Origin of the sequence: Microcystis sp. M53598_WE2 (assembly GCF_030067735.1) — a bacterium.
Lineage (GTDB): Bacteria > Cyanobacteriota > Cyanobacteriia > Cyanobacteriales > Microcystaceae > Microcystis > Microcystis aeruginosa.
This window is the reverse complement of the sequence record NZ_JASJFE010000299.1, coordinates 1-13,617: the sequence shown is the minus strand read 5'-3', so window position 1 is coordinate 13,617 and position 13,617 is coordinate 1. Positions and strand designations below refer to the sequence as shown.

Sequence of the window (13,617 nt, the reverse complement as noted above, 5' to 3'; positions counted from 1 at the left end):
GTAATCAAAAATACTAAAACAGAAGTTCGTCCTTTAAAAATAGGAGTAGATTTTTACGAAGATGAAAAAAGAGAGTTTTGGTTCTCTGAAAGTGGAGTTGTTCGCATTTCTAAATCCATGAGTGAAACTTTGACGAATAAATCGCGCCAAGAAATGTGTAAAATGATTGAAATCGAGTTTCCTCTTGCCTTTAAAGAAATTCAGGAAAATCTAGATGACGATACCAAACAAAAAATCGAGATTGAAAAGGCTAAAAAACGAGCTAAAACTAGAGATAAAAACACTTGTCAGGTGACAGGGCAAAAACCGGATAGAAATAATAAATTTAATCTCGCTGTCCATCATCTTTACTCTGCCCAGAAATATCCCCATCTAGCGACATTAGATCTGAATTTGGTGACTATTAAAGAAGAAATTCACCAAGAATTCCACGGTAACTTAGGGGGATTTCATCAACCTTGTACCATCGAGGATTTTATCGAATTCTTGCACGTTTACTATCCCGAACATCATGGTAATTTAGCCTTAAAACTTCAGAAAACTAAGAAAAAACTGGAAAAATTAGCTAAATAATCATTCAATTTCGGGGGGTGAATAGCTCCAAAGTGATTATCCATTTTTTTAGGGAAAGAACGACCATATCTCATCATGAGCGATAATTAATTTATCTTGAGGTTTTGCCAAAACTCCTATCTCACGAGGAACAGCCGCATCTAAATCATTGGCAACTATTGTCAACTCCGCCCATAGTATATATGATAGTTGAACTCTAATTTAGGATCTAGCTGGGTCTAGAGAGGATAATATGGATAAGATCAAGGTAGGATTGTTGTTTGGTGGTCGATCGGGAGAACACGAGGTATCTATCAATTCGGCTCGATCGATCCTGCAAGCTTTTAATTACCCCGAAAATCTTGACAAATACGCAGTTATCCCCTTCTATATCGATAAAAATGGCTGTTGGCATTCGGCAGCAACTGCTAGACAAATTTTAACCTCTGGGCAACCCCTAGCTATTGAGAGTAATATAAAAGTCAATATCTGGCAATTTCCCCCAGAAGTGAGGGAAATCGAGGTTTGGTTTCCAATTCTCCACGGACCGAATGGAGAAGATGGCACTTTGCAAGGATTACTCACTCTCATGCGGGTTGCTTTTGTGGGTAGTGGGGTCCTGGGTTCATGCTTGGGAATGGATAAAATTGCCATGAAAACTGCTTTTGCAGCCGCTGGATTACCCCAAGTTAAGTATAAGGCTGTAACCCGCTCGCAAGTGTGGTCAAATCCCTGTATTTTTCCGCAATTGTGCGATCAAATCGCCGAGGAAATAGGTTATCCCTGTTTTATTAAACCGGCTAATTTAGGTTCTTCGGTGGGTATTAGTAAAGCACGCAACCGGCAAGAATTAGAGGCTGCTTTAGATAGTGCTGCTAGTTATGATCGACGGATTATTGTTGAAGCAGGAGTAACCGCAAGAGAAATCGAATGTGCGGTTTTAGGTAATGATAATCCCCAAGCTTCTTTGGTGGGAGAAATTACTTTTGATAGTGATTTTTATGACTACGAAACTAAATATACTGACGGGCGATCGAGTATGGTGATTCCCGCTAATATTCCTGATAAAATTGCTAATCAAGTGCGAGAAATGGCTGTAGAAGCATTTAAAGCTGTGGATGCTGCGGGATTGTCGCGGGTGGATTTTTTCTATGTAGAAAATACTGGGGAAGTGTTGATCAATGAAATTAATACTCTGCCGGGGTTTACTAATTTTAGTATGTATCCCCAACTCTGGAAAGCCACCGGTTTAGAGTTTGATAAATTGGTCGATAAGTTAGTACAATTAGCTTTAGAAAGACAGGAAAAATAAGGTTAAATTACCACCATTTCTAGGATAGGAATTACCTAGCTTAGAGATATTGATCAATTAGATAGTTTCAGGATCAATGCCCAATTCTCGTAATTTTTGGGCTAATCTTTCCCTTTCCAAGATAGCTTGTTCTTTTTCGAGGATAGCCTGTTCCTTCGCTTGTCGTTCCTGTTCCCTTTCTAAAAGAATCTGTTCCCTTTCTAAAAGAATCTGTTCCTTTGCTTGTCTTTGCTCTAATTCAGCTTCTTGGGGAGTGGGAACCAATTGACCATCGGTGGTAAAATAACGCAGTTTACGGTCAAATATGCCTAAATAGAGTTCTAATTGTTCACTCCATAAATAGCCGTTTTCATTAGCAGCAATAGCCTGATATTGTCCCGCAATTAATCTAAATCCTTGCAATTCTAAGGTATTAGGATCAAACCAAAAATAATTAGGAGTGCGAAAGGTATTTTGATAGAGAATTTTCTTTTTAGTGCGGTCAATATTGGCCGTAGAATCGGAAAGAATCTCCACGATTACATTGGGATATTTACCCCCTTCTCCCCAGACTACCCAACTTTTGCGGGGACGTTTTTCCGTATCTAAAACCACAAAAAAATCAGGACCACAGAAATCGCGCTTTTTCAGTTGTTCTTCGTTATAGTAGATAGTCAGATTACCGGAAGCGTAGTAATCGTTTTTCTCTTGCCATAATAATTCTAGACAACTGAGAAGAATTATGATCTGTTGTAGATGTAGATCACTTTCCAAAGGTGGTTCATCACTCCATAAATCGGTGGGGGGACAGGTAACTTCTGGTAAAATGTCGAGAGTTGTCATAGTTTTTCCCCGTTATACTAGCTTGGTTTAATTATAACTGTTAAGCTGTTAAATATTTAAATTGCTTGTTGAGATGAGGCAAGAGGCAACAGTATGGTCATAGAAAACTAATTTTTGGCTGAATCACGAGTAAAACTGTAGATAATTTGGGTAGCTAATTGTGGTAATTGTGAGAAATCTTCATCGGACATTTTTTGACGATCGAGTTTCATTTGTAATCCCGTCATCGAATCGTCTCCGTCGGAAATTAAAAATTCTAAGCGTTCAATTTCCGACCAATCTTTAATGTCATTTAATATCTTGTCAATAACCAGAAGATAAGGATGGGAAGGATTTTTATACCAATTACTGCTAACACCCTGACGAATATCTAAACCTAAATGTACGATCAAAGGGGCGCGATCAAAAAGGGCATTGGCTACCGGTCGGGTTTCTTCTTGGAGAGATAATTGATTAGCGCGACTTAACTGCCGTAATTTCTCCAATTGATGATATCTTTGCGAAATTGACGGCGGATTTTCCCCCCAACTGAGAGCGATGGTGACTAGATAGGTTTGTAGGAATAGATGTCCTAACTTTTCCGCTTTTGTGGCTAGATAATTGGAATTATAATCATTAGCCTCGATCAGCAAAGGTACTCGCTCGACTATTTCCAAACCATAGCCTTTTAATCCGGCAATTTTACGGGGATTATTGGTAATTAAACGAATATTTCTCACCCCCAAATCGTTGAGCATTTGCGCTCCCATGCCGTAATCGCGCAAATCGGCGGGAAATCCTAACCTTTCGTTGGCTTCCACCGTATCTAGTCCTATATCCTGTAAAGAATAGGCTTTTAGCTTATTAATTAAGCCAATTCCCCGTCCTTCCTGTCGCAGGTAAACCACCACCCCTAAACCGTTGTTTTCAATCATTTTTAAGGCACTTTGTAACTGTTGCCGACAATCGCAACGCAAGGATCCCAAGGCATCCCCGGTCAGACATTCCGAGTGCATTCGTACCATTACAGGTTGATCACCAAAGAGAGCGGGATCGCCTTTCACAATAGCGATGTGTTCGGTTTGATCTAATAAATTTCGGTAGGCATAAAGCTGAAAAGTGCCGAATTGACTGGGAAAATCACAGACCGTTTCCCGATGGACAAAGCGATCGTGTTTTAAGCGATAACCGATCAGATCGGCAATGCTAATTAACCTGAGATTATGTTGACGAGCGTATTCAAATAGTTGCGGTAAACGGGCCATGGAACCATCGGGATTTTGGATCTCACAGATAACTCCCGCCGGATACAACCCGGCTAACCGAGCTAGATCCACGGCCGCCTCCGTATGACCGGCACGTTTTAAGACCCCACCGGCTTTAGCACGAATCGGGAAGACATGACCGGGACGGGTGAGATCGTCGGGACGAGTGACCGGATTAATGGCAACTTGCACGGTTTTCGCCCGATCTTCTGCCGAAATGCCAGTTTTAACCCCTAAATGGGGAGCGGCATCGATGCTAACGGTAAAAGCGGTTTGATTGCTATCGGTGTTTTTTGTCACCATCAAGGGTAATTCGAGAGCATCAAGACGCTCTCCCGTCATTGCCAGACAGATTAAACCGCGAGCTTGCACTGCCATGAAGTTAATCAGATCGGGGGTGGCAAATTGGGCTGCACAGATTAGATCTCCTTCATTTTCGCGATTCTCATCATCAACTACGACAATGGCACGTCCGGCTTTGATTTCCGCTAAGGCAGTATCGATAGAGTCAAAAGCGATCGAAGTGACAGTCACAGGCATTAAAACGAGGGAATTATTTTCATTCTACAGGTTTGCCCGATCTGCTGAGGGTCAATTTCTGCCAGTTCCCTAGAAAAAAGTCTCCCGGTGAACCTGACGGCTGCCCGGGAGACTTTTAGCTATCTTAAGCTAGAAAATTAGTTCAAACTAGCGGGGGTGATGCTGGCAACTTTGCCACCGAGACGGTTGATCTGTTGCAGGGTGTTATTTAACTGTTCAAAGGGGACGATAACCGCTTTGCTACTGCGACGGACACTGGGATAACCCGGTTTGCTGATGGCGGCAATTTCCACGCGATAGAGCTTACCCACATCACCATAGGCCACACTACCACCAAGAGCTTTACTGGGGGTGTTGCGTTGAGCAGAGGGACGATAGGCCCAACCATCGCTGCCACCGGACGGACCGACTACTGCCGAAGCACCGTTTTGAGCTAATTCCACCGCTAAACGGGAGGTTTTGCCGGCAATCTGAGAGCGATCGCTGTTGGCATAACCGCGATAGAGTTGGAACATCCGGGTAAATCCCACGGTTTTTTGACCGGGTTGGCTGGCGAAACCGCGATAGTAGGGAACGATGCTATCGCCGAAGTTTTCGGTATATTCGGCGGAATCGATGTAGGAGTCGATATCGGCCTCGAATCCTTTGTTTTCGTAGAGATCGAGGTGATAGACCACTTCCGACTCATCGTAGGGAGCGCGACCTAAAAGATGTTTGATATTAAGTTCGATGACGCGGGTTTGGAAGTTACCGTAGAAGAATTTGTTCTTATACAGTTCCGATTTGGCCACGGCGCGGACGAATTCCCGCACGGTGATCGAACCGTTGCAGAGTAAGGATTCGGCACTGGTAAGGCGCTCGGAACGCATGATATAGTCATTGCCTAGCACCTGACGATAGACGGCGCGAATAACCGCCTGTGCGTCGTCACGGGACCAATCGGGACGTAATTCCACGGGAGCAACTTCGCTAAAAGCGGTTGTCCCTAAACGGGAAGCTGAGGTAGTAATTGCCACTAAAGTTCTCCTACAAAAAAATGATCATTTTCTGACCGCTCAAAGCTAGGCGAGGATCAGTTCGATTACCTGGCCGCCTTGACGGTTGATTTCTTGCAATTTGTTCGATAGTTGCTCGTAGGCAACGAGATACTCGCTCACACTGCGACGCACACGGGTTTGTCGTCCCGCTTTTGCGCCACTCACCACGCGCAAGCGATAGAATTTGCCCCGATCGCCCCCAGCTAATCCGGTTAAGGATTGACCAGTTCCGTTAATATAAACGGGGGAAGCACTGTTATAGGCTAGTTCCCTGGTCAGTTTTCCCTCTTTTAACGGCGCCCGATCGCTGGTCGCATAACCGCGATAGACTTGGAACAGCCGACTAAAACCGACGGTTTTCTGACCCGTCTGGGTAGCGAAACCGCGATAGTAGGGGACAATGTTCTCACCGAAATGTTGGTTGTATTCGGGGGAATCGAAATAGGAATTAATTTCTGCTTCGTAACCCTGTTGATTGTAGAGATCGCTATGGACAGCGATCTCGGCTTGATCGTAGGGAGCGCGACCGAGCAGGTGTTTATAATTCAACTCGATAAAGCGATTTTGGGGATTGCTGTGGAAAAATTTCTGCCGATATAGTTCTGATTGAGCGATCGCCCGAACAAAATCCCTGACGCTAATGGAACGATTGCGTAAGAGGGATTCTAGGCTGATCAGGCGCTCGCTGGACATCAGATGCTCGTTGCCCAAGATCTGTCGATAGGCCCCGCGGATCACCACTTCTACCTGTTCATCACTGTCGGTGGAGCGTAATTCCAAGCGGGGGGAACCGTTGTAGGGTTCAAATCCCAGTCTTTGGGCCGCTATCAAGCTAGTCATCGTCGATCCTCCTGAAACTAACCTTTAATGGATATAACAAGGTCTGGAAGAACAGGTGATTGCTAACCCTTTTGCTAACAACCTCCTGTCTTTCCAGACCAGCAGTTTTTTCGATCGGACTAGCTGAGAGCGTTGATAGCGTAGTCGATATAGGAGTTGGCTTCTACCGCAGGGTCGCCACTTAAACCATGGTTGGCTTTGATATATTTGAGAGCTTCGATGTACCAGCTAGGAGACAGGTCGAAGGTGCGGTTGATTTCGTCGATACCAGCGATGAGGTACTCGTCCATCGGACCGGTTCCACCAGCAACTAAGCAGTAGGTCACCATGCGGAGGTAGTAACCGATGTCACGAGCGCATTTTTCTTTACCGCGTTGGTCCGCCGCAAAGTTAGCCCCTTGCATTTGGGTGGTGTAGGGGTACTTGTTGTACACAGCTTGAGCAGCGCCAGAGATCAAAGAATTGGCTTTTTCGGTCAACACTTTAGCGGCGCTGAGTCCAGCAGAAGCTTGACGAAAACGACCGAAAGCAGTTTGGATTTCGGTGCTGCTTAAGAAACGACCTTGAGAATCAGCGGCTGCTACGGCTTCGGTAAGGGGGGTTTTCATTGTTTGGTATCTCCCAATAATCTTGCAATAAGTTTCCTACGGTTTAATTGAGACTAGCCCCAGGGACTAGGCGACAGCAGCGGCGGCGCGGTCGAAGTAGCTGGCAATTTCAGACATTAAAGCACTGCAATCGCCGGGGGTGATACCGTTGCGATCGTTAGCAATGGATAAAGCCGCTTCTTTCATTTTGCTTACGCCAGCAGCTACGGAAGCTCCTGGTACTCCTAAAGCTACATAGGTTTCGCGCAGACCATTTAAGCAACGATCATCGAGAACACTGCCGTCGCCAGAGAAGGTAGCGTAGGTAACATAACGCAAGATGATTTCCATGTCGCGTAAGCAAGCGGCCATACGACGGCTGGTGTAGGCATTACCACCGGGGGTGATCAGTTGGGGCTGTTCAGCGAACAGGCTACGAGCGGCGTTGGCAACGATGGTGGAAGCGTTACTGGTGATCCGGTTAACAGAGTCCATCCGTTTGTTGCTGTCGGCAACCATGGCGCTCAGAGCGTCTAGTTGGGAAGAGCTTAAATATTCGCCGCGAGCATCAGCTTGGGATACTACCCGGGTGAATGCGTCAAACATTGTGACAATCTCCTAAATTTAAATGGGATTTGCTTGCAATTAAAATTTTCCCTCTTAAGGGATTTCACGGTGAGTCTGGACGAGCCTTGACCGTGATTGTTGCGATTTACTTTAAGAAACCTGAAAAAACTTCACGGCTCTCTCATAAATCACCTAAGGAGGTTAAACAAGTATCCAGCTTAACTTTTGTCTGTTATCTTGGCCCCTCAAGTTAAATTTATACACTGCTGTCGAAACTTTGTTTGTTACATATTATTAAGTTTTTTGCTGTCTTTTTGTAACGGTCACTTAACAATGACTCGATCGAGTTGGTCATCAATTCCTGACCATGGCTCAAAGCCTCTCACCGTCGGGAAATCAGAGACAGCAAGGCTTTAAGGGTATAAAGGGCAGCAAGATAAAAATTTTAAGTTTTTTTTAATATTTCCCCGCTTTCCCTTCCCCTATTGCCCAAGGATTGCCCTTTCCAGCCCTCCAATTACGATGAAGTTTTGTAAAGAAGGGAGTGGGGGAGTGGGGAGTGGGGTGTGGGGTGTGGGGAGTGGGGTGTAGGGTGTGGGGTGTAGGGTGTGGGGAGAAGGGAGAATAAATAAAGGCAATCTCCTGAATCCTGTCTCCTGACGACCGACGACCGACGACCGACTCCTGCCTCCTGACGTTAAACTAGAAATCGGTGCTCAAAAAATCTAGCCGTCCGAACCCGATGATTTCCTCCTTTCCCGTTCCTAATAGCTTAAATTGCCCTCAAATTCGCCTTGCCATTCGTTGCCTGCAGCCGCAATTAGTCCACTGGCGCCGACAAATACACCAAAAACCAGAACTAGGCTTTCAAGAACATCTCACCGCCTCCTTAATCAGTCAAACCCTGACTAAATACGGAATTGACCATCAAACCGGCATCGCCGGCACCGGAATTGTCGCCACCATCGCAGGCAGTCAACCGGGGCCGGTTTTAGCCCTGCGGGCCGATATGGATGCACTACCGATCGCCGAAGAAAACCAAGTCCCCTATCGTTCCCAACATCCGGGCCAAATGCACGCCTGTGGTCACGATGGCCACACAGCGATCGCCCTCGGCACGGCAGTTTACATAGCACAAAACCGTCACGATGTCAAGGGGACAGTAAAAATTATTTTCCAACCCGCCGAAGAGGGGCCAGGGGGGGCGAAACCGATGATCGAAGCGGGAGTGCTGAAAAATCCCGACGTGGACGGAATTATCGGGCTGCATCTCTGGAATAATCTGCCTTTAGGGACAGTGGGCGTGAAAAATGGTCCCTTAATGGCGGCGGTGGAATGTTTCGATCTCCAGATTCAAGGCCGGGGCGGCCACGGGGCAATTCCCCATCAAACCGTCGATTCACTACTGGTGGCGGCCCAAATCGTCAACGCCTTGCAAACCATCGTCGCCCGCAACCTTAACCCCCTCGATGCTGCCGTGGTGACTGTGGGCAAATTAGCGGCGGGAACCGCTAGAAACGTGATCGCCGATAGTGCTAATCTCAGTGGGACGGTGCGCTATTTCAATCCCCAGTTAGGGGGCTATTTCCGACAACGGATGGAAGAAATTATCGCGGGCATCTGCCAAAGTCAGGGGGCTAGTTATCAATTCGATTACTGGCAATTGTATCCCCCGGTAATCAATCATGATCAGATGGCGGAATTAGTGCGCTCCATCGCCGCACAAGTGGTGGAAACCCCAGCCGGAATCGTTCCCGAATGTCAAACCATGGGAGGGGAAGATATGTCCTTCTTTTTACAGGAAGTACCGGGCTGTTATTTCTTCTTGGGATCCGCCAATCCCGAATTAGGATTAGCCTATCCCCACCATCATCCCCGTTTTGATTTTGATGAATCGGTGTTAACCATGGGAGTCGAGATTTTTGTCCGTTGCGTCGAAAAATTCGGCAACTCTAAGACTTTCTAGAAATCCGTTCAAGGTGAACAGTTTTTGTCAAACCTGAAACCGCTAAACTGATCACTGAATCAGACGAGTAAAAAAACCCATGAATAATAATATCCAGGAAAACGATGCCCAACGGGTGAAAATCCTCAGCGAGGCCCTACCCTATATACAAGAATTTCGCGGTCGCACCGTAGTGGTTAAATACGGTGGCGCGGCCATGAATAACAGCGCTATCAAAGACACGGTCATGCGAGATATCGTTTTTCTCTCCTGTGTGGGGGTTCGTCCCGTTATTGTCCACGGCGGCGGTCCGGAAATCAACAGTTGGCTGGATAAATTAGGCATTGAACCCCAATTTAAAGACGGTTTACGCGTCACCGATGCCGACACCATGGATGTGGTAGAAATGGTGCTGGTGGGACGCGTCAATAAAGAAATTGTTGCCCTGATCAATCAAGCCGGCGGTAAAGCGGTAGGATTATGCGGTAAGGATGGCAATCTGATCACTGCTCGTCCCGTGGGTAAAGAGGGTATTGGTTTTGTGGGAGAAGTGAGCAGTGTCGATACTAGCCTCGTCGAATCCTTGGTCAATAGTGGCTATATTCCCGTGATTTCCAGTGTGGCCGCCGATGAAACCGGCCAAGCTCATAATATCAATGCCGATACGGTAGCCGGAGAAATAGCGGCGGCTTTAGGGGCAGCTAAACTGATTTTGATGACCGATACAGCCGGAATTTTAGAGAATTATAAGGATCCTTCCACTTTATTGGCTAAATTGGATATCCAACAGGCCCGGGAGTTGATTCAAAAAGGTATCGTTGCCGGCGGGATGATTCCCAAAGTTGGCTGCTGTGTGCGATCGCTGGCTCAGGGAGTTCAGGCCGCTCATATTATCGATGGTCGTCTTCCCCACGCCCTTTTACTGGAAATTTTCACCGATCGAGGCATCGGTTCCATGATTGTGGCCTCCGGTTATACTAATCTATAGTAGTAATTACCGTACTTTTGGTTAAAAAGACTTGCCCAAAACCACAGATATGGTGTAAAAGTAAGTTAATAAACGCGCTTCTCGCTCCTTTGTAATGGCAAAAGTCTTAGTCTTGAGTTAGTTTAGTCGGGAAGCGCAAAATCCGAAGTATTCATAGCAATTGAATTTATGACCAAACAAGCTGTAGCTCACCCGATGGTGAAGTTTCAACGCAAGGCTAGCAAGTGGATAGATGCAAAAGTAGTCAAACCTAGCGATAGTATCTGGAAACTGGCTCTTTTATACGGAGATGAGTGGGCATACTGGAAGCAGGAGTTGCTCGATTTCGGTTTCTCCATGCAAGACCCTCTCAGCGAAGTGGTAGCGGTAGAAGCTTGGGACGAAGAATAAGCGACCATCGACTCAAAAGCAGCTTTCTACCAAGATTATCGCCATGGGATCGACTCCGATTATCCTTTCCGCTCTGGTTATCTTATCCTTAAGCGCGAGTTGTTCTCCCAGGACCGAAACCCAACCACCGCCACCAGCGGCCCGTACTACTACCGTCAACGTCACCACCGCTAAACTGGCAACCATCGGACGCAATCTTGATTACACGGGAACTACCCGACCTTTGAAAGTGGTTTCTCTGCGATCGCAAGCCACCGGTCAGTTACTTAATCTCGTCGTCGATGTGGGAGATGAGGTGCAATTAGGACAAATCCTCGCTCATGTTGATGATCGTCTCCTTGCCACCGTTGTCCGGCAAGAAAAATCCGCCCTGTCGGCCCTAGAAGCGGAATTAGCCCGGGCGAGAATTGAAGTCAGTAACGCTGAAATTGAAGTGGAGCGCCTACAACTACAATACCAACAGGCCAAAAATGATGGCGAGCGCCTGCAAAAATTAGCCCTAGAAGGGGCGATTCCCCTACAACAGGGTGAAACAGCCCAAACTGCGGCGGCAGTGGCTTTAAAAGCCGTTAATAGCGCCAGATCGAGAATTAAAGTCGAGGAGCAGGTAGTGGCGGCAATTATCGGGAGAATTGCCGCCCAAAAATCGGTCATCGCTCAGGAACAACAACGTCAGGCCTACGCTATTCTTAAATCACCAGCGACGGGGATAGTGATCGAAAAACTGAAAGAGCCGGGGGATTTAGTCAGTATCGGCGATGAAGTCCTCAAAATTGGCGATTTTCAACAGGTCAAGGTGGTAGTATTATTATCGGAATTGGATTTAAAAACGATTAATTTAGGACAAAAGGTTAATGTCAGCCTTGATGCTTTCGGTGAGAGAAATTTTTCCGGTCGCATCACCAGGATTTTTCCCCTCAGCCAAGGCACGGCCCGGCGGATTCCCGTGGAGATTGCTCTACCCAATGGGGATGGTTTAATCAAAGGGGGATTATTGGCCCGGGTACGGTTTAATAATAATTCTGCCCCTCAGGTGATTGTTCCCGAAACAGCAATTGTCAGTCAAGGGGAATCCTCGGCAATTTTCGTCCTTTCCGAGTCTAACTCGCAAGTGGAAAAACGTCCCGTTCGTCTCGGTCAAGCGCTTGACGGTCAAGTAGAAATTATCACTGGACTCGAACCGGGGGAGCGTTTCGTCGTTAATAGTAGTAAACCTTTGCAAAATGGTGAAAAAGTCCGGGTCAGTATCCTAAGTAATCCTTGAGTAAACCAGGGGCAGGCAGCTTTGATCCCATCGCCCCAGGGATCAAAGTTTTGATGCTGTTAGGTTTGAGATATAGCGTTTCTGATTCACAAGAGGTACATTCCCGATCCTGAACAGCTTAATCAGCAAAGGTTTAAGTGTGCCGCACAGATGCGAGAACCGCTATAGGTCGGTTAGTGACTCACCGTTCGCTCATTTCTCGAACCGAAAATTTGATAAATTGTCTCATTATTATAAGTAGCCACAATACCCTTGATAATCTACAATCAAGTACCCGATGGGCGGAGACAAGGGAGGGGATGATTGAAAGTTCGTGATGTACTCAAACGATTAGAAGCTGATGGTTGGTATCAGATCCGAATGCGCGGGAGCCATCGTATCCTTGCCCATGAAACAAAGCCAGGAATCGTGGTTGTTCCTGGCAAGTCTGGGGACGACATACCGAAAGGAACATTAGCATCGATTTGGAAACAAGCTCAATTGGAGGATAAACGATGAAAGAGTATGCCGTCATTTACGAACAAGGCGAAACAAACTGGGGAGCAATGGTTCCCGACTTGCCCGGTTGCGTGAGTATTGGAGATACCTTTGAAGAGGTTCAGGAAAATATTAAAGAAGCGATTGAACTTTACCTTGAAGTTTTGCAAGAACGCGGGGAAACCATTCCAGAACCCACAACTAAAGTCGGATTGGTTGGAGTCGCTGCAGGAGGGTTCTTGCCGACTACCCAAAAACTGCTGGGGTTTCACTGACGAAGAACAAGGGCGACCTGATCAGCTACGATTGACAGGGCAATCGCACGGGTTGTCTTGCTCTTTTTTCTCACAAATTTAATTTTCGCACAGGTCTATTCCTGAAGACTAGCTATCATTGCTGGAACTCTAACCTATTTTTTAGTTTTTACGTCAGGAGTGAACCGGGATAAGATTAAAATAATGACACAAGTGAGTCAAGCTTTACAGTCTGATGCCAATGGTAATAATCCGAAAAAACTTCTTGTTAATAGTGATAATTGGCCTATAGTAGTGATTGTGGCTGTTATTCTAGGTTGAGCCAAAATGGGGCTTTCTTTTTGGTGAAAAAAAATCTCCTTTCTCTTGATCTTTATGGTCAATTATTGCCAGAAATCACCAAAATAAAGTAATTTCTTCCCATCCCCTTTAATATTTTCTCGATCGAGCGGCTTTTCAGTCCCCAAAATCCTTACCTAAAATGTCGGATGAATGCCCCCGCTATATTTTTCGACAAGACACTCACCTTTGCGGGGGATGAAATCCGACCAGAATATCAGCAACGGAGCATCGGTTTAATTCTACCATCTGTGAGTAAACTGTTTTATACTTAACTTAGCCAATGGTCGAGAATTGTTAGATGCTAGTCGTAGAAGCCAAGTTAAAAAACGGAACACCAGAGCAATATCACCAGCTTGATGAAGCTATCAAAACTTCTCAGTTTGTGCGTAACTCTTGTGTTCGTTATTGGATGGACAATCAAGGGACAACCCGCAATGATCTCCAAAAACTTTGTGC

Annotated in this window: 13 protein-coding genes and 1 pseudogene; 8 read left to right on the top strand and 6 right to left on the bottom strand. The window is 46.1% G+C overall.

Annotated features, from left to right (window positions below; translation table 11 throughout):
* Together PX636_RS06520 and PX636_RS06515 are read left to right on the top strand one after the other, a co-directional pair.
* A pseudogene (locus tag PX636_RS06520) lies at positions 1 to 573 on the top strand (hypothetical protein); the annotation flags it as partial.
* Positions 574 to 805: 232 nt separating this feature from the next.
* On the top strand, positions 806 to 1,864 hold the full coding sequence (locus PX636_RS06515; RefSeq protein ID WP_125730184.1) for a D-alanine--D-alanine ligase family protein: 1,059 nt from the start codon (positions 806 to 808) through the stop codon (positions 1,862 to 1,864).
* Positions 1,865 to 1,921: 57 nt separating this feature from the next.
* Here the strand turns inward: PX636_RS06515 and PX636_RS06510 are convergent, their stop codons facing one another.
* The 6 genes from PX636_RS06510 to cpcB all read right to left on the bottom strand — a co-directional run bounded on the left by PX636_RS06510 (position 1,922) and on the right by cpcB (position 7,540).
* The gene (locus PX636_RS06510; protein ID WP_002796672.1) at positions 1,922 to 2,686 is read right to left on the bottom strand and encodes a Uma2 family endonuclease; all 765 of its coding nucleotides are present in this window, start codon (positions 2,684 to 2,686) and stop codon (positions 1,922 to 1,924) included.
* Between the two features lie 107 nt (positions 2,687 to 2,793).
* The gene (ribBA, locus tag PX636_RS06505; protein WP_002796674.1) at positions 2,794 to 4,470 is read right to left on the bottom strand and encodes a bifunctional 3,4-dihydroxy-2-butanone-4-phosphate synthase/GTP cyclohydrolase II; all 1,677 of its coding nucleotides are present in this window, start codon (positions 4,468 to 4,470) and stop codon (positions 2,794 to 2,796) included.
* A gap of 137 nt (positions 4,471 to 4,607) precedes the next feature.
* Positions 4,608 to 5,486 (bottom strand): phycobilisome linker polypeptide, encoded by an 879-nt coding sequence (locus PX636_RS06500; protein WP_125730182.1) that lies wholly within the window; start codon positions 5,484 to 5,486, stop codon positions 4,608 to 4,610.
* A 45-nt stretch (positions 5,487 to 5,531) separates the two neighbouring features.
* Positions 5,532 to 6,347, bottom strand: a complete 816-nt coding sequence (locus PX636_RS06495) for a phycobilisome linker polypeptide (protein WP_002796676.1) — start codon at positions 6,345 to 6,347, stop codon at positions 5,532 to 5,534.
* A 119-nt stretch (positions 6,348 to 6,466) separates the two neighbouring features.
* Positions 6,467 to 6,955 (bottom strand): C-phycocyanin subunit alpha, encoded by a 489-nt coding sequence (gene cpcA / locus PX636_RS06490; protein WP_002736555.1) that lies wholly within the window; start codon positions 6,953 to 6,955, stop codon positions 6,467 to 6,469.
* Between the two features lie 66 nt (positions 6,956 to 7,021).
* Positions 7,022 to 7,540, bottom strand: a complete 519-nt coding sequence (gene cpcB, locus PX636_RS06485) for a C-phycocyanin subunit beta (RefSeq protein ID WP_002735500.1) — start codon at positions 7,538 to 7,540, stop codon at positions 7,022 to 7,024.
* Positions 7,541 to 8,243: 703 nt separating this feature from the next.
* On the opposite strand from cpcB, the gene PX636_RS06480 reads away from it, so the two are divergent.
* The 6 genes from PX636_RS06480 to PX636_RS06455 all read left to right on the top strand — a co-directional run bounded on the left by PX636_RS06480 (position 8,244) and on the right by PX636_RS06455 (position 12,840).
* Complete coding sequence (locus PX636_RS06480; RefSeq protein ID WP_288116542.1) at positions 8,244 to 9,467, top strand: M20 metallopeptidase family protein; 1,224 nt, start codon at positions 8,244 to 8,246, stop codon at positions 9,465 to 9,467.
* Positions 9,468 to 9,546: 79 nt separating this feature from the next.
* Positions 9,547 to 10,434, top strand: a complete 888-nt coding sequence (argB, locus tag PX636_RS06475) for an acetylglutamate kinase (RefSeq protein ID WP_002775610.1) — start codon at positions 9,547 to 9,549, stop codon at positions 10,432 to 10,434.
* A 168-nt stretch (positions 10,435 to 10,602) separates the two neighbouring features.
* Positions 10,603 to 10,824 (top strand): DUF4327 family protein, encoded by a 222-nt coding sequence (locus PX636_RS06470; protein WP_002737463.1) that lies wholly within the window; start codon positions 10,603 to 10,605, stop codon positions 10,822 to 10,824.
* Between the two features lie 43 nt (positions 10,825 to 10,867).
* A complete protein-coding gene (locus tag PX636_RS06465) occupies positions 10,868 to 12,088 on the top strand; it encodes an efflux RND transporter periplasmic adaptor subunit (protein WP_002796679.1) in 1,221 nt (406 codons plus the stop codon).
* 303 nt (positions 12,089 to 12,391) lie between these two features.
* Positions 12,392 to 12,586, top strand: a complete 195-nt coding sequence (locus PX636_RS06460; protein WP_012265576.1) for a type II toxin-antitoxin system HicA family toxin — start codon at positions 12,392 to 12,394, stop codon at positions 12,584 to 12,586.
* Positions 12,583 to 12,840 (top strand): type II toxin-antitoxin system HicB family antitoxin, encoded by a 258-nt coding sequence (locus tag PX636_RS06455; protein WP_002771759.1) that lies wholly within the window; start codon positions 12,583 to 12,585, stop codon positions 12,838 to 12,840. The genes PX636_RS06460 and PX636_RS06455 overlap by 4 nt, the downstream gene beginning before the upstream one ends.
* The last annotated feature ends 777 nt before the right edge of the window (positions 12,841 to 13,617 follow it).